A 17,001-nucleotide genomic window follows, 5' to 3' on the forward strand; every position below is an offset into this window, starting at 1 on the left:
AGCCTATGGAGAGCATACTTGACGCGATTAACGAATGGATAAAGGAAATCCTCATTGGAGCCATTAACGGTAATCTGTCAACTATGTTCGGGGACGTAAACGAAAAAGTCGGAACTATCGCCGCAGAGGTAGGACAAACCCCGCAGGGGTGGAACGCAGGCATATTTTCCATGATACAGAGCTTGTCGGAAAATGTGATTGTACCCATTGCGGGGCTTGTCATTACCTACGTTCTATGCGTGGAGCTTATCAGCATGGTAACGGAAAAGAACAATATGCACGATATTGACACGTTCATGTTCTTTAAGTGGTTTTTCAAGGCGTGGGTAGCGGTGTATCTCGTTACCCACACCTTTACTATCACTATGGCGGTGTTCGATATGGCGCAGCACGTTGTTTCCGGCGCGGCGGGCGTGATCGGCGGCGATACGAATATCGATGTTGACGCCGCCCTCTCGTCCATGCAAGCCGGACTTGACGCTATGGAAATCCCCGAACTGTTACTGCTCGTTATGGAAACAAGCCTTGTGAGCCTTTGCATGAAAATCATGTCGGTGCTTATCACGGTTATCCTGTACGGCAGAATGATAGAGATTTACCTTTACTGTTCGGTATCGCCTATCCCGTTTGCAACTATGACCAACAGAGAGTGGGGGCAGATAGGCAACAACTACTTAAAAGCCCTGTTCGCCCTCGGTTTTCAAGGCTTCCTCATAATGATATGCGTCGGCATTTATGCGGTTTTGGTTGGCAGCATGATTGTAGCGGACAACCTGCACAGCGCGATTTTTTCCCTTGCAGCCTACACCGTGATTTTGTGCTTCTCCCTATTCAAAACAGGCGCACTTGCGAAGTCAATCTTTAACGCCCATTAAAGACCGAAAGGAGGTTTTCACTTGGCGTATGTACCCGTACCCAAAGACTTATCAAAAATCAAAACGAAAGTCGCTTTTAATCTGACAAAGCGGCAGATTATATGTTTTGCGGCAGCCCTCGCTATGGGACTACCGCTTTTCTTTTTGCTCAAAGACAGCGCGGGAACAAGCATGGCGGCATTTGCAATGATTGTCGTTATGCTTCCCTGCTTCCTCTTGGCAATGTATGAAAAACACGGGCAGCCCCTTGAAGTCGTGATAAAAAACGTCATTCAGACAAAGTTAATCCGACCAAAGGAACGCCCCTATCAGACGGAAAATTTTTATGCCGTCATAGAAAAACAACGAAAACTGGAAAAGGAGGTATCGGCTATTGTCAATGGCAGAACGAAAAACCATGACCCGCGCGGTAAAAAAACCCGTGAAGCGTAAGCTGACCCGCGCAGAAAAGAAAGAAATTGCCGCCGTGATACAGGCAGCAAAAGGCGACGGGAAGCCCCACACCGCACAGCAGACCATTCCCTACTTGCAGATGTACCCGGACGGGATTTGCAGGGTAACGGAAAAGAAATACAGTAAAAGCCTTGTCTTTGAAGATATTAACTATCAGCTTGCACAGGCAGACGATAAGACCGCCATTTTTGAAAACTGGTGCGATTTTCTCAACTACTTTGACGCTTCCGTATCGGTGCAGCTCTCTTTCATCAATCAGGGCGCAAGAAAGGAAAAGGCACAGGCAGCTATCGAAATCCCGGCACAGGACGACGCTTTTAACTCTATCCGCAAAGAGTACGCGGATATGCTGAAAAATCAGCTTGAAAAAGGCAACAACGGACTGGAAAAGTGCAAGTACATCACGTTTTCCATTGAAGCGGATAATCTTGCAGCAGCAAAAGCCCGCCTGTCCCGTATCGAAACCGACGTACTCAATAATTTTAAGGTGCTTGGCGTAACCGCCCGCCCCATGAACGGACAGGAACGCTTGAACGTGCTACATGGGATTTTCCACCCGGAGGGCGAGCCGTTCCGCTTCTCTTGGGACTGGCTTGTACCGTCGGGGCTCTCTACAAAGGACTTTATCGCCCCGTCCTCGTTCCGTTTTGGCGACGGCAGGACATTTCGCATGGGGCGTAAGCTCGGCGCGGTTAGTTTCCTTGAAATCCTCGCGCCGGAGCTGAATGACCGTATGCTTTCGGACATTCTCGACCTTGAAAACGGGATAATCGTCAATCTGCATATCCGCAGTATCGACCAGAGCGAAGCAATCAAGACTATCAAGCGCAAGATAACCGACCTCGACAAGATGAAGATTGAGGAACAGAAAAAAGCGGTACGCAGCGGGTATGACATGGATATAATTCCGTCCGACCTTGCTACTTTCGGCAGCGAAGCAAAAAATCTGTTGCAGGATTTACAGAGCCGCAACGAGCGAATGTTTCTGCTGACGTTCCTTGTGGTAAACATGGCAGACACAAAACGGAAACTGGATAATGACGTATTTGCTACGGCGGGCTTTGCACAGAAAAACAACTGCGCTCTGACCCGCCTTGACTATTTGCAGGAAGCGGGCTTTATGTCCTCTATTCCTCTTGGGGAGAACCTTATCCCCATTCAAAGAGGGCTTACGACCAGTAGCACCGCTATTTTTATCCCGTTCATCACACAGGAGCTTTTCCAAAAGGGTGCAGCCCTTTACTACGGCTTAAATGCCCTTAGTAACAACATGATACTCTGCGACCGCAAGCAGCTGAAAAACCCCAACGGGCTTATTCTTGGAACACCGGGAAGCGGTAAATCCTTTGCGGCAAAGCGGGAAATGACAAACGCCTTTCTCATTACCGACGACGATATTATTATCTGCGACCCGGAAGCAGAATATTTTTCCCTTGTGCAGCGTTTGGGCGGGCAAGTGATACGCCTGTCGCCAACAGGAAAAGGCATGGACGGCAAGCCCCAGTATGTGAACCCTATGGATATTAACCTCAACTACTCCGAGGACGACAACCCGCTTGCCTTGAAATCCGACTTTATCCTTTCCCTCTGCGAGCTTGTTATCGGTGGAAAAGAGGGCTTGCAGCCCGTAGAAAAGACAGTCATTGACCGCGCTGTTAGGAATGTGTACCGACCTTTCCTTGCAGAACCCGACCCGGCAAAAATGCCGATTTTGGGCGACCTCTACAACGAACTGCTGAAACAGCCGGAGCCGGAAGCTGCCCGCATTGCGGCGGCATTGGAGCTTTATGTTTCCGGCTCTCTGAACGTCTTTAACCACCGTACCAACGTGGAGCTTTCAAACCGTCTTGTCTGCTTTGATATTAAGCAGCTTGGGAAGCAACTCAAAAAGTTAGGTATGCTCATTGTGCAAGACCAGGTGTGGAACCGCGTTACCGTCAACCGCGCAGAGAAAAAAGCGACCCGTTACTATATGGACGAGTTTCATTTGCTTTTGAAAGAGGAACAGACCGCAGCCTATTCCGTGGAGATTTGGAAGCGTTTTCGTAAATGGGGCGGTATACCGACGGCAATCACACAGAACGTCAAAGACCTTTTATCAAGCCGCGAAGTCGAGAATATCTTTGAAAATTCCGATTTTGTCCTCATGCTCAATCAGGCACAGGGCGACCGGGCTATCCTTGCAAAGCAGCTTAATATCTCCCCACAGCAGATGAAGTATGTGACCCACACCGAAGCGGGCGAGGGACTTATCTTTTACGGAAATGTGGTGCTGCCGTTCATTGACCGCTTCCCGACGGATACCGAGCTTTACCGTCTGCTTACGACAAAGCCGGAGGAAGTGAGCAAAGCATGAAAACGGACGTAATCATCAACCGCGACGCCCTCTATGCCCTGCGGGAGCTACCGAGTGAAAGCGTGAACTGCTGCGTCACAAGCCCGCCCTATTATGGACTTAGGGACTACGGGCTTGACGCGCAGATCGGACAGGAGGACACGCCGGAGCAGTACATTGACAGGCTTGTAGAAGTATTCCGGGAACTGCGCCGGGTACTCAAAGACGACGGGACGTTTTGGCTGAATATCGCAGATACCTACTGCGGCACAGGCATGAAAGCGGGCTGCAAGCAAAAGGACTTAATCGGTATTCCGTGGCTTTTAGCTTTTGCCCTGCGCTCTGACGGGTGGTATTTACGCAGCGATATTATCTGGCTGAAAGAAAATCCTATGCCGGAGAGCTGCCGCGACCGACCGAGCCGCTGCTATGAGCATATCTTTTTACTGACGAAATCAAAGAAATACTACTATGACGCTGCCGCCATTGCAGAGCCGATTGCGCCGGGAACGGCTGCGCGGTACCGACAGGGGCGCGGCGCAGGACACAAATATGCCGAGGAAGTACCCGGACAGGGCAAGGTACAGGGTATCAATAAAACCCGCAGCGGCGGCTATTATGACGACGCTCTTATGCCGACCACAAGGAACAAGCGGGACGTTTGGCTTATCAATACCGTACCGTATAAGGGCGGGCATTTTGCCGCCTATCCCCCGAAGCTCGCGGAAACGTGCATACTGGCGGGCTGTCCGGCAGGCGGCGTTGTCCTTGACCCTTTCTTTGGAAGCGGCACCACCGGGCTTGCAGCGAAAAGCCTTGACCGCCGCTATATCGGCATTGAACTGAACGCCGAGTATTGTGCCCTTGCAGGGGCGCGGATTGGAGGTGGTAACACTTGAAAGACCCATTAAAGCCCCGTGACAAAATCACGCAGAAAATGACCCGCGACGGAGCTATCACAGAAAATCAAACGACGGGCGAAACAGAACGTATCAGCAAACGGACACAGGACGCAGAGTTACAGAAAACGCCGGAGCAACAGGCAGCACAGGACGCAGCGCAGCTACAAGGTGCAGCTTCCCCGACTTCTCCCTTGCCCCATGTGCCGGGAGCTGCCCCCAAAGCGGACACAGGCAAAACGGAGCGCGTCATGGAGCATATCGAAGCCGCCCATACCCGTAAAGCGTCTAAAAAAGCGGTACGAAAGGCACAGGCAGAAGCTACCGCCGGGACGAAATCTTCCCGGCTGCAATTTACCGACGAGGAACGCGCTGCCCCGGAGCTTGAAAAGTATATCAAGAAATCCGACAAAGCCGCCGACCGCTTGGATAAGGCAAAGGCAGCTATCCCCAAAGAAAAGAAACTGGTAAAAGAGCGCACCTTTGATGAAGCCACCGGGAAAGGCAAAACCCGCCTGCACTTTGAGGAACAGGACAAGCCGCCCGGATTTAAGGAAAAACACAGCCCGCTATCCCGCCCCGCACAGGAAGCCGGGATTTTGGTACATAACAAAATCCATTCTGTCGAAAAGGACAATTCCGGCGTGGAGGGCGCACACAAGAGCGAGGAAACCGCAGAACGGGGATTGAAGTACGGGGCGCGGAAAATCAAGCAGGGCTACCGCAGCCATAAGCTGAAACCCTACCGGGAAGCGGCAAAGGCAGAAAAGGCGGCGTTTAAGGCGAATGTGGATTTTCAGTATCACAAAACGCTGCACGACAATCCGCAGCTTACCTCTAACCCCATTTCCCGGTTTTGGCAGAAGCAGAAAATCAAGCGGCAGTATGCAAAGGAAGCCCGCAATACCGCAAAGGGTATCAAGGGCGCGGCAGAACGCACCCGCAAGGCGGCAGCCAAAGCCGCCGAGAAAACAAAGCAGACCGCAGCATTTGTGGCAAGGCACCCGGCGGGTGTGGCAATCGCTGTCGGGGTGCTGCTGCTCTTTATCATGGTTATGTCCGGGCTGTCCTCTTGTGGTGCAATGTTTTCCGGCACGTTAAACGGCGTGCTTGGAACGTCTTATACGTCCGAGGACAGCGACCTTGTGGAAGTGGAAAATGCCTATGCCGGACTGGAAAGCGGGCTGCAAAACGAGATTGACGCTATCGAAAGCACCCACCCCGGCTATGACGAGTACCGCTATGACCTTGCAAATATCGGGCATAACCCCCACGAATTAGCGTCCTATCTGACCGCAAAATACCAAAGCTACACCCGCGCCGAGGTACAGAGCGAATTACAACGGATTTTCAATCAGCAATACAAGCTGACGCTGACCGAGGAAGTGGAAATACGCTACCGGGAGGAAGAACGCACCGACACATGGACAGACGAGGACGGCAACGAGCATACGGACACCTACACGGTACAAGTGCCTTATGAGTATTACATCTTAAACGTCAAGCTGACGAACACCCCGCTATCCACCATTGCGGAAAATAATCTGACCCCGGAACAACTGGAAATGTACCGGGTGTACTTGCAGACAAGCGGGAACAAGCCCCTTATCTTTGGCGGCGGCTCTCCCGACACTTCCGCGTCCGAGGATTTAAGCGGCGTGGACTTTGTAAACGGAACGCGCCCCGGTAATACCGCTATCGTTGACCTTGCAAAGCAGCAAGTCGGAAATGTGGGCGGCTATCCGTATTGGAGCTGGTACGGCTTCAACTCCCGCGTGGAATGGTGCGCCTGTTTTGTGTCCTGGTGCTACGGGCAAATGGGGCTTTCCGAACCGCGCTTTGCCGCCTGCCAGTCGCAGGGTATTCCGTGGTTTACCTCTCACGGACAATGGGGAGCGCGGGGCTATGAAAACATTGCCCCCGGCGACGCTATCTTTTTTGACTGGGACTTAGACGGCAGCGCAGACCATGTTGGGCTTGTTATCGGCAGGGACGAAAGCCGCGTCTATACCGTTGAGGGCAATTCCGGCGACGCCTGCAAGATTAAGAGCTATCCCCTTGACTATGCCTGTATCAAAGGGTACGGGCTGATGAACTGGAACTGACATACAACAAACACATTTGAAAATCGAAAGGAGAAAAATCATTATGGCTATGAGTAAAATCGAAAGAATTGAAAAGGAAATCCAAAAGACCCGTGAGAAAATCACGGAGTATCAGAACAAGCTGCGCGGACTGGAAGCACAGAAAACCGAAGCGGAAAATCTGCAAATCGTTCAGCTCGTGCGCTCCATGCGCCTGACCCCGCAGGAGCTTACCGCTATGCTTTCCGGCAACGGTATTCCGGGCATTGCCCCTATCCCCGCAGACTATGAGGAACAGGAGGACAATGCAGATGAAGAATAAAATCCTTGCAAGCCTTACCGCACTTTGCGCTGCCCTTGTCCTTGTGGGCGGCTTTTCTGTTACTGCCTACGCGCAGACCCCGACGGAGGAAACCGACGACAGCGGCGTAATCGTGGAAACCGAACCGCAGCCCCTTACCCCGGAGGGCAACATGACCCTTGTGGACGACATCGACGGGGACGCTGCCGAGGATAAGCAGTTTATCGTCGTGAAAAGCAAAGGCGGCAACTATTTTTACATTATCGTTGACCGGGCAGCCGAGGGGGAAAATTCCGTCCACTTCTTAAATCAAGTAGACGAAAGCGACCTTATGGCGATTATCGGGGAGGAACAGACCGAGCAGCCCCCGGCTGTCTGCAACTGTACCGAGAAATGCAAGGCGGGCGAAGTAAACACCGCCTGCCCCGTCTGCTCTGTCAACATGGATAGCTGCACAGGCAAGGAAGCCGCGCCGGAGGAACCCACCGGGCAGGAGCAGCCCCAAAACGGCATGGGCGGGCTTTTGATTTTCCTTGTTGTGGGACTTCTTGGCGGCGGTGCAGCCCTCTACTACGTTAAGTTTATGAAACCGAAGCAGAACGTAAAAGGCAGCACCGACCTTGACGAGTTCGATTTTGACGAATACGACGAGGACGAGCCGGAGGAAGAAACTGACATCGCAGACACCGAACAGGAGGACGAGGAAGAATGAAACTTGTGATTTGTGAGAAACCCAGCGTCGGGGCGGCGGTTGCCGCCGCCCTTGGCGTTACGGGTAAGAAAGACGGATATATCGAAAATGACAAGTACATCATTTCTTGGTGTATCGGGCATTTGGTACAGCTTTCCGAAGCTGCCGCCTATGGGGAGCAGTACAGAAAATGGAGCTATGACAGCTTACCCATTCTGCCGCAGGAATGGCAGTACACCGTAGCCGCCGACAAGGGAAAACAATTCAAAATCCTAAAAGACCTCATGCACCGCGCCGACGTTTCAGAAGTCGTGAACGCCTGCGACGCAGGACGCGAGGGAGAATTGATTTTCCGTTTCGTTTATGAAATGGCAGGCTGCAAAAAACCCTTTACCCGTCTTTGGATTTCCTCAATGGAAACGGGCGCAATCCAAAGCGGCTTTGACAATCTGAAGGACGGGCGTGGGTATGACGCCCTCTATCATTCCGCATTATGCAGGGCAAAGGCTGACTGGCTTATCGGTATTAACGCGACCCGCCTTTTCTCCTGCCTGTATGGAAAGACCTTGAACGTGGGGCGCGTCCAGACCCCGACCCTAAAAATGCTTGTAGACCGGGACGCTGCCATTACAAACTTCAAGAAAGAAACCTACTACCATGTGCGCCTTATGCTCCCCGGCGCAGAAGCGGCAAGCGCGAAGATCTGCGCCGCTGATGAAGCGGGCAAACTGAAAGCGGCCTGCGAAGCGTCGGCGGCTGTCTGCACTTCCTTGACCCGTGAAAAGAAAACCATTGCCCCACCGAAGCTCTTTGACCTTACCAGTTTACAGCGGGAAGCAAACCGTATCTACGGGTACACAGCGAAGCAGACCCTTGACCTTGCACAGACCCTTTACGAAAAGAAGCTCTTGACCTATCCGAGAACGGACAGCAACTATCTGACCGACGACATGGGAGAAACAGCGACGGACATTATCAAGGTGCTTTGTGAGAAACTTTCCTTTATGGAGGGCGCGGATTTTTCGCCGGAGATTGCAAAGGTGCTGAACAGTAAAAAGGTATCAGACCACCACGCAATCATTCCCACTATGGAGCTTGCAAAGGCTGACCTTACCGCGCTGCCGGAAAGCGAGCGCAATATCCTTACCCTTGCCGGGGCGCGTCTGCTTATGGCGACCGCCGAGCCGTACAGTTTTGAAGCGGTAACGGCGGTTTTCTCCTGCGCCGACCATGAATTTACGGCAAAGGGAAAGGCGGTAATCGCTGCCGGGTGGAAAGAGATTGAACGGCTTTACCGGGCGACCCTCAAAAAGAAGCCGGACAGCGACGACGAAAACGAACTTGTTTTAGATGTGCCGGACTTTACCGAGGGACAGACCTTTGAAAACCCTGCTGCAAAGGTTACGGAGCATGAAACGACGCCGCCGAAGCCCCACAATGAAGCGTCCTTACTTTCTGCTATGGAACGCGCCGGGAATGAGGACACCGACCCGGACGCAGAACGCCGGGGGCTTGGGACGCCCGCTACCCGCGCCGCTGTCATTGAAAAGTTAGTGGGAGGCGGCTTTGTGGAGCGCAAGGGCAAGCAGCTACTTCCCACCAAAGACGGCACAAACCTTGTCTGCGTCCTGCCGGACAGCTTAACTTCTCCGCAGCTTACGGCTGCATGGGAAAACAATCTGACGCAGATTGCAAAGGGACAGGCAGAGCCGGACGCTTTCATGCAGGGTATCGAAGCTATGGCAAGTGAGCTTGTGAAAACCTATGCTTCCGTACTGGGCGAGAAGCCGGAGCTTTTCAAGACAGAGAAAACAGAGCTTGGGAAGTGTCCCCGCTGCAAATCCCCGGTCTATGAGGGGAAGAAAAACTACTACTGTTCCAACAAGGAGTGCAGCTTTACCATGTGGAAAAATGACCGCTTCTTTGAGGAACGAAAAACCGCCTTTACCCCGAAGATTGCCGCTGCACTCTTGAAATCCGGCAAGGCAAAAGTCAAAAGGCTGTACTCTCCGAAAACGGGCAAAACCTACGACGGAACGGTGCTTTTAGCCGACACGGGCGGTAAGTATGTGAATTACAAAGTAACCATTTCAAAGGACAAAGAACTGGAATAGCAAGCATAGGAAGCGGGTACCCACTTCCGTAAATCCCCGTTGCGACGCTGACGCGCCGGACGGGGATTTTGCTTGTTGGGAAGTTTCCCAAACCCTCTTTTGCGGAGGGCTTCACCCTCTAAAAATTTTCAAAAATATTTGGCAGAAATGCGGGCGTACCCGTAGTAGACCATGCAGCCAAAAAATGCAGCTTATGACGCTGCCGCAGAGAAAGGAGGTTTTTCACTATGGCAAGTTTACGGGACACCGTAAAGGACTATCAAGACGAGCTTAGGGACGGTATCGCATGGGTGGCGTTCTGGAAACAGGGGCGTTCATGGAACGCGGAATATTTTCATCTTGATATGGACGATACGCTCTACCCGGAGGACAGGAGCCGGTTAGAGGAAATAAAAAGCATTGACCCCGCCGCCGTTATCTTAAACGGCTACTATTGCGGGCATTTAGGCGAGGACATGAGCCTTGACGAGCTGACCGCCGGAGTGCGTTACCACTACGAAAACAGCATGAACGACATTGACGGTTTTATCGGAGCGCATGACGACAGGCTTCCCCCGGAGGTTATCGAGGAAGCGAGGGCAGCCGCCCATGAAGCGGGGCTTCCCTTTTCCGAAAAGCCCTACCGGGACGGGGAGGATTTTAACCCCTATGTATTTGACGGGAGCATGAGCATTGAGGATTTTGAGCTTATGCACCGCATGATTGAAAAAGAAAGGAGCGAACAAATGGCAGAACCGATTTTAAGCGGCTATCTTTCCAATCTTGGGAAGTACACCGAGGGCAGACCCGCGGGCGAATGGGTGACATTCCCCACGACTGCCGAACATCTGAAAGAAGTCTTTGACCGTATCGGGATTGACTTCAAGCACTATGAGGAATGGCATTTCACAGAATTTCAATCCACTATCCCCGGCTTGACGGAGCATTTAAGCGAGTATTCCCACCCCGACGAGCTGAACTATTTAGGGAAGCTCTTGGAAATGCAGTTTGACGACGACCGGGAGAAATTCATTGCAGCCATTGAATACGGCGACCATGCCGACAGCTTACAGGACATTATCAACCTTGCACAGAACCTTGACTGCTACTGGATTTATCCGTCCGTCCACAATGAAGAAGAATACGGGCGTTATCTGGTTGATGAACTGGAAGAACCGGAACTTCCCGAAGAAGCGAAAAAGTATTTCATGTATGAGGAATACGGGCGGGACGCTTCCATTAACGACGACGGTATGTTTACCGAAAAGGGCTATATCTACAACAACCGCAACACCTTTACAGAATGGTACGACGGGCGCGACGTGCCGGAGGAATACCGGGTAACGCCGCAGCCCCCGCAGCCGGAAAGACCCGACCCGTCAAAGGTAGAAATGGACGCAGCCGCGCCGGGGCAGAGAACGGCGCAGACCGCAGAGCAGCCACAGGAGCCGCGCCCGGTTATCCCTATCGTGCTGACGAGCGAGAAGCCCGCCGAAAAGCTCAAAGAGATTACCGACCGTCTGGAACAGGGTATTGCGGAACTCTTTGACAGCGAGCGTTACCGGGAATATCTGAAAGTCATGTCAAAATTCCATAATTACAGCTTCCGAAACACCGTCCTTATCGCCATGCAGAAGCCGGACGCTTCCCTTGTGGCGGGCTTTTCCGCTTGGAAGAACAACTTTGAACGAAACGTGATGAAAGGGCAAAAGGGAATTAAAATCATTGCTCCGTCACCCTATAAAATCAAACAGGAAATGCAGAAAATCGACCCGCACACGCAGAAGCCCGTTATCGGCAAGGACGGGAAGCCCGTCACCGAGGAAAAGGAAGTCACCATACCCGCCTACAAGGTGGTATCCGTCTTTGACGTTTCCCAGACCGAGGGAAAGGAGCTGCCGGACATTGCGGTTGACGAGCTGACAGGCGACGTTGACCGCTACAAGGATTTTTTCGCAGCCCTTGAAAAGACTTCCCCCGTTCCTATCGCCTTTGAGAATATCGAGGGCGGCTCTCATGGCTACTACCACTTGGAGGACAAGCGCATTGCTATCAACGAGGGCATGAGCGAATTACAGACCTTAAAGACCGCTATTCACGAAATCGCCCATGCGAAGCTGCACGACATTGACCTCAACGCGCCAAAGGACGAGCAGCAGCCCCACGTTGACCGCCGCACCCGCGAAGTCGAAGCGGAAAGCGTCGCCTATACTGTCTGCCAACATTACGGGCTTGACACGTCGGACTACTCTTTCGGCTATGTCGCCGGGTGGAGCAGCGGGCGGGAGCTGTCCGAGCTGAAAAGCTCCCTTGAAACGATACGCAGCGCAGCCGCCGAGATTATCAATTCCATAGACGAGAACTTAGCGGAGCTGCAAAAGGCACAGGACAAGGAGCAGACCGCCGGACAGGAGCAGCCCACCAGAGAGGGACAGGAAGCCGCGCCGGAGAAGCCGGATCCGGAAGCAGCCGCACCGGGAAAATCCGGCGCACAGGAAAAAGCGGGCGCAGCCCCGAAAGAAGCCTTTACCCCGGAAACGATTTACAGAGTGCGCCGGAACCCTTACAGCGACAGCCGGGAAAACAGCTACCTCTTGCAAGCCTATGTGACACAGGAGAACGGGCGGGCGAAAATGGGCGACGTGCTTTATACGGGAACGCCGGAGAAATGCCGCGAGCTTATGGGGCAGCTCAAAAGCGGCGAGCTGACCGAGGGCGACGTGAAGCAGCTTTACGCAAAGGCACAGGAAACGGCGCAGACCGCCGGACAGGACAAAGACACCTTTTCCATTTACCAGATAAAGGGCGGGGACGAAACAAGGGATTTCCGCTTTGAGCCATACGACCGCCTGCAGGCGGCGGGAAATGTGGTTGACAGGGCGAACTATGAGCTTGTCTATTCCGCGCCCCTTGCGCCGGAAACTTCCCTTGAAGATATTTACACCTGTTTCAATATCGACCACCCCAAAGATTTTAAGGGACACAGCCTTTCCGTTTCCGACGTGGTAGTGCTTCATCAGGACGGACAGGACGCGGCGCATTTCGTTGACAGTGTAGGTTTTCGGGAAGTGCCGGAGTTTTTACAGGAGCAAAAGCAGCTTACCCCGGACGACTTGGAAACGGGCGAAACTGTCAAGACACCGAGGGGGACTTTCCATGTGACCGCCATGAGCCGGGAGCAGATAGAAGCCGCCGGATATGGCTTTCACCACCAGTCGGACGACGGAAAGTATCTGATTATGGGGAATGGGACGCGGGCGTTTGCCGTTGCCGCAGAACAGGCGCAGCGGGACAATCCCTTGAAAACCGCCGAGCAGACCACAGAGCAGAACGGGAACATGATTGACGGTATCATCAACAACACCCCCACCGTTGACGAACTGGAAGCAAAGGTAAAGGCGGGCGAGCAGATTTCCCTTGTTGACCTGGCTAACGCTGTCAAAGCCGACAAGGAGCGCGGCAAGGGAGCGAAGCCGGAAAAGAAACCCTCTATCCGGGCGCAGCTTAGAGCCGACAAGGAAAAGGCACAGAAGAAAAACGCAAAGCAGAAGTCACAGGACTTGGAAAGGAGCTGACCCATGCCGGAACAGAGCAAATTTGAAAACATGGATTTGTTTGCTTCCCTTGAAGCGATTATGAAGCAGAACACAGGCTTTTACCAGAGCGACTTAGACATTGACAAAGAGATTATCGCAAAGGCGGCGGCAAGCCCCCACAGGGAGGACAAAACACTTTTGTGGTTCTGCCGCCCGTCCGGGACGCACTGTTTCCGGGAGCGCGACGTTTTCCTCAAAGACACCGCGCCCCACAACACATGGCGTTTCTACATGGAGCAGACAAGCGACCGCGTTCTTGCCTATGCAATCGAGCTGACGGGAAAGGAGCGCGGGAAAATCAAGGGCAATCTGTACGAACTGGACTACTCTAAACATTATGAGCGCGTCAAGGAAAAGGAGCTGCCCGCCGATACGGTGAAGCTGATTTATGAGCATGGGGAAAGGGTACAGGAAGCCGGGAGATATTTTGACGGAACCCCAGACCCGCAGCTTGGGAAATTTGAACGCTTTGAAGCCGTACCCAACGACCCGGACGCGCTGCAATCGCTCTTACAGGAAGAACGGCGCAGCCGGGAGCAGCTTTCGCCGGGGGATTTCAAGGCGCATATTGCCGCTTTGCGGGACGGGCTGATTGAAACGGAAGCGCGGCGCATTGTGCGGGAAATGAAGCGGCATTACGAGCCGAACAGCCCGAACAAGACCCATTTCATGGCAGAGCTTTCCCCGGCGTTCATGCGGCTTGCAGCCACAAAGGACACTGACCGCCTTTTCTCCATGCTGCCCTACAAGACCCTTTCCTTTTCCAAAATCGAGGGCAGACATGGGACGTATGCGCTGATTGACAAGGGGGAGAACCGGGACAGGGAGATAAGGAAGCCCCGCCCCTCTATCCGGGCGCAGCTTAAAGCAGACAAGGCAAAGACCGCCCCGAAAAAGGCGGCGGCAAAAACAAAAAATCACGATATGGAGGTATGAGCATGATTAGACTGACTGTTGAAGAAACAAACCTTTTGAGCATTTACAACGAGGGCGGCAAGCGGGCTTTGATTGAGAATGTCAACGCCGCGCTGCCCTACATGGACGCGGATATGCGGGAGCTTGCAAAGCGCACCCTTTCCAAAGTGGACGCTTTGACCGAAGCGGAATTTGCAGAGCTTCCCATTTACGCCGCTGATGAAGTATGAACGGGGTTAAGCGGCTGACGCCGCCCCAGAGCCGGAAAGTCAACGCCCTTGTGCGCCGGACGTGCTGCAATTATGATAACGGGAACTGTATCTTACTGGACGACGGGGACGAGTGCGTATGTCCGCAGCTCATTTCCTATTCGCTTCTCTGCAAGTGGTTCCGGGTTGCGGTGCTTCCCGCCGACAGGCTGCTTTATGCGGAGCTTTACCAGACAGGGGATAAGAAGAAATGTACCGAGTGCGGCGCGTTCTTTGCGTCAACCTCTAACAGTGTCAAATACTGCCCCGTCTGCCGGAAACGTATCACCCGCAGACAAGCCGCCGAGCGCATGAGGAAAAGACGCGCCCCTGTTACGCAGTAGGCGCGGAAAATCCCTTGATTTACAGGGCTTTCCGGGCGTGAAAATCGGATAGGCGATACTTTATACCTTTACCCCCAAAAATGGCGTTCTACTGCGTAACATTCACGAAAACAGCACCCATAAAAAGACAGGGCGCGGAAGTCATATACTGGCTTCCGCGCCCTGTTCTTTTTTTGCCTATCTGACATTTCCCTTTTCCATTTCTTCAAGCGGGAACTGCGGGAGGGCTTCTATCAGCTTCTTTGTGATGGACTGGCGCATATCTTCGTTGATTTCCTGTTTCGTGCTTCCGTCCGGCTGTCTGACCGCTACCGTCGATAGCCTGTCGATTTCGTCCTTGTAGCACTCCACGACTTTCTCCACCGCCCATTTTTCCCCGGCAACGGCGGCGCGTATGGTTTCATATTCCGGCATTTTCTGGTTTTCCATGCTCAACGCTCCTCTGCTTTTTGATAGCCCTATCATAGCACAGCGGCGGGGATTTTGCTATCCTTATCCGCGCTCTGTTCCCTTTTCCCGTTCCGGCTGCCTGTCTGCCTGTAAAATGCTGTCAATGTTCTGCTTGATAATATCGTATTCCCGGACTTTCTTTTTCAGCTTCCCATAGTCGGCATAAAGGGCTTCTTTCTGCGCTTGGAGGGCTTCATATTCCGATTGCAGCGCGGCAAGGTTCGGGAGCTTTGCAATGCCCGCCGCTTTCAGCGACCTTGCGGCGGCTTCATGTAGGATAATCGCCTGTTCCTGTCCGGCGCGGTACTTCTCCCTGTTCCTTGCCTTGCGGTATGCGTCATAGACGGGCTTTGTCTTTTGGTAGGTGGAAACATTCTTGATAAGCACCGCCATGTCCGCAAGCCGCTTTTCCGCGTCCTTCAATGCGTCTGCCGCCTGTCCGCTTTCCGCTGCCATTTCTTCAATCCGGCTGACTAAATCCGCGTACTGTTCAATCTTATGTTCCGTCAAGAAATTCATGGTCTTTGCTGCCTGTTTCAGATTGTGGATTTTCGCCCACTGTTCATAGCCCTTACTCTGCGCCGCCTTGATACTGTTCTCAATGTCGATAAGCAGCGAAACGCCGCGCTGCTCTCTGGGGGCTTTCGCCGCCTTTGCCCGTCTGCCCGCTATCCGTTCCCTTATGGCTTCCTCTGTATAATCCGCGCCGAGGGTTTTAAGACGGGTGAAGCGTTCCTGTCCGGGGGCGCGGCATGACACATATTTCCCCGGCTTTATCTCATAGCCCGCCGCCTGTAACCGCTGCAACAATTCCTCAAAACTGGAAACTTGGGGGATAAGCGCGTCAACGGCAATCTTTAGCTTGCCTTTCCAACTTGTACCCGTCTTTTCTGCCTGGTACTCCGCATAGCTCTTTCCCTTGCTGCCCTTGCCGGGAACGACGACGGACAAGCCATTTTCCCGACACAGCTTGTCGCTCATGTTCCGTATGCCGTAATAGCTCCTTTTGTTGGAATTATATTTGCGGTGGTCTACGAAATTTACGGCGCAGAAAATAATGTGATTGTGGACGTGTCCTTTGTCAATGTGCGTCGTGAGTACATATTCATGCTGCCCCTTTGTTACCGCGTCGGCAAGCTGCTTTCCGATTTCATGGGCTTTCTGATAATCGACTTCCCCCGGCTCAAAGGACTGTATCAGATGAAAGGCTAAATTGTTCCCCTTTTGGAGTGCTTGGGACAAGGTATATTCAAATTCAATATCTGCCGTTTCATAGGAGCAGCCGAAAGAGGACACAAGCATTTTTCCGTCCGTCTTGTCCGGGTTTTCGATATAGTCAAGGGCTTTGCTTAGAGTGCTTTTAATAGGCTTAATCTTTGTAACCGCCATATCTCCGCAAGCACCCCCTTTATTTCCTCTATGTCCTCTTGGTATGCGTTCCCCGTCGCGTTTACGCGGCGTGCTATCTGGTTGACGTTGACACCGATTTTCTGTATCTCTGCGGTCATTGCCTTTATATCGGCATGGTCTATCTGAATGATATACCCGTCAATGGCAATCTTCCGCAGATATGCCGCCATGTTCCGGGTGGGTACGAGCTTCATTTTTTCCAGTATTAAATCCCGTTCCGCTTCCGTCACTCTGAATTTGATTTGCACCGTTCTTTTGCGTCCGTTCATGTATTCGCTCCTTTCCTTTCCGTTCCGAGGGTTTGGGA

General features: G+C 52.7%; 15 protein-coding genes. 12 read left to right on the forward strand and 3 right to left on the reverse strand.

Annotation, left to right across the window (positions count from 1 at the left end):
* Nucleotides 1–5: 5 nt before the first annotated feature.
* The 12 genes from RIL182_RS12320 (at nucleotide 6) to RIL182_RS12375 (ending at nucleotide 14,834) form a co-directional block, all read left to right on the forward strand.
* Nucleotides 6–875, forward strand: coding sequence for a VirB6/TrbL-like conjugal transfer protein, CD1112 family (locus tag RIL182_RS12320; protein WP_006859293.1), 870 nt, complete (start codon nucleotides 6–8; stop codon nucleotides 873–875).
* Between the two features lie 21 nt (nucleotides 876–896).
* Nucleotides 897–1,307 (forward strand): PrgI family protein, encoded by a 411-nt coding sequence (locus RIL182_RS12325; protein ID WP_006859294.1) that lies wholly within the window; start codon nucleotides 897–899, stop codon nucleotides 1,305–1,307.
* Nucleotides 1,255–3,684 carry a VirB4-like conjugal transfer ATPase, CD1110 family gene (locus RIL182_RS12330; RefSeq protein ID WP_134523513.1) on the forward strand — a complete coding sequence of 810 codons (2,430 nt, stop codon included), beginning with the start codon at nucleotides 1,255–1,257 and terminating at the stop codon, nucleotides 3,682–3,684. Before RIL182_RS12325 ends, RIL182_RS12330 begins: the two co-directional genes overlap by 53 nt.
* The gene (locus RIL182_RS12335) at nucleotides 3,681–4,562 is read left to right on the forward strand and encodes a DNA-methyltransferase (RefSeq protein WP_134523336.1); all 882 of its coding nucleotides are present in this window, start codon (nucleotides 3,681–3,683) and stop codon (nucleotides 4,560–4,562) included. Before RIL182_RS12330 ends, RIL182_RS12335 begins: the two co-directional genes overlap by 4 nt.
* A gap of 38 nt (nucleotides 4,563–4,600) precedes the next feature.
* Nucleotides 4,601–6,667, forward strand: a complete 2,067-nt coding sequence (locus RIL182_RS12340) for a C40 family peptidase (protein ID WP_134523515.1) — start codon at nucleotides 4,601–4,603, stop codon at nucleotides 6,665–6,667.
* A gap of 43 nt (nucleotides 6,668–6,710) precedes the next feature.
* Nucleotides 6,711–6,968, forward strand: coding sequence for a DUF4315 family protein (locus tag RIL182_RS12345; protein ID WP_006859297.1), 258 nt, complete (start codon nucleotides 6,711–6,713; stop codon nucleotides 6,966–6,968).
* On the forward strand, nucleotides 6,958–7,659 hold the full coding sequence (locus RIL182_RS12350) for a DUF4366 domain-containing protein (protein WP_044999564.1): 702 nt from the start codon (nucleotides 6,958–6,960) through the stop codon (nucleotides 7,657–7,659). Before RIL182_RS12345 ends, RIL182_RS12350 begins: the two co-directional genes overlap by 11 nt.
* The gene (locus tag RIL182_RS12355) at nucleotides 7,656–9,752 is read left to right on the forward strand and encodes a DNA topoisomerase 3 (protein WP_134523338.1); all 2,097 of its coding nucleotides are present in this window, start codon (nucleotides 7,656–7,658) and stop codon (nucleotides 9,750–9,752) included. The genes RIL182_RS12350 and RIL182_RS12355 overlap by 4 nt, the downstream gene beginning before the upstream one ends.
* A 227-nt stretch (nucleotides 9,753–9,979) precedes the next feature.
* Entirely contained in the window at nucleotides 9,980–13,306 is a 3,327-nt protein-coding gene (locus RIL182_RS12360) for an antirestriction protein ArdA (protein WP_006859298.1), read from the forward strand.
* Between the two features lie 3 nt (nucleotides 13,307–13,309).
* Entirely contained in the window at nucleotides 13,310–14,263 is a 954-nt protein-coding gene (locus RIL182_RS12365; protein ID WP_002585090.1) for a hypothetical protein, read from the forward strand.
* Nucleotides 14,260–14,472: a transposon-transfer assisting family protein gene (locus RIL182_RS12370; protein ID WP_004607965.1), complete on the forward strand. Its 213-nt coding sequence runs from the start codon at nucleotides 14,260–14,262 to the stop codon at nucleotides 14,470–14,472. The genes RIL182_RS12365 and RIL182_RS12370 overlap by 4 nt, the downstream gene beginning before the upstream one ends.
* Nucleotides 14,469–14,834, forward strand: a complete 366-nt coding sequence (locus tag RIL182_RS12375) for a cysteine-rich VLP domain-containing protein (protein WP_002585089.1) — start codon at nucleotides 14,469–14,471, stop codon at nucleotides 14,832–14,834. The genes RIL182_RS12370 and RIL182_RS12375 overlap by 4 nt, the downstream gene beginning before the upstream one ends.
* A 177-nt stretch (nucleotides 14,835–15,011) precedes the next feature.
* Here RIL182_RS12375 and RIL182_RS12380 read toward each other — a convergent pair whose 3' ends face one another.
* From RIL182_RS12380 to RIL182_RS12390, 3 genes are all read right to left on the reverse strand, one after another.
* On the reverse strand, nucleotides 15,012–15,263 hold the full coding sequence (locus RIL182_RS12380) for a helix-turn-helix domain-containing protein (protein WP_002585088.1): 252 nt from the start codon (nucleotides 15,261–15,263) through the stop codon (nucleotides 15,012–15,014).
* A 63-nt stretch (nucleotides 15,264–15,326) separates the two neighbouring features.
* A complete protein-coding gene (locus RIL182_RS12385) occupies nucleotides 15,327–16,673 on the reverse strand; it encodes a relaxase/mobilization nuclease domain-containing protein (protein WP_002585087.1) in 1,347 nt (448 codons plus the stop codon).
* Nucleotides 16,634–16,963, reverse strand: a complete 330-nt coding sequence (locus RIL182_RS12390; RefSeq protein WP_002585086.1) for a plasmid mobilization protein — start codon at nucleotides 16,961–16,963, stop codon at nucleotides 16,634–16,636. Before RIL182_RS12390 ends, RIL182_RS12385 begins: the two co-directional genes overlap by 40 nt.
* Nucleotides 16,964–17,001 lie beyond the last annotated feature (38 nt).

The sequence above is a fragment of the Roseburia intestinalis L1-82 genome (assembly GCF_900537995.1).
Lineage (GTDB): Bacteria > Bacillota > Clostridia > Lachnospirales > Lachnospiraceae > Roseburia > Roseburia intestinalis.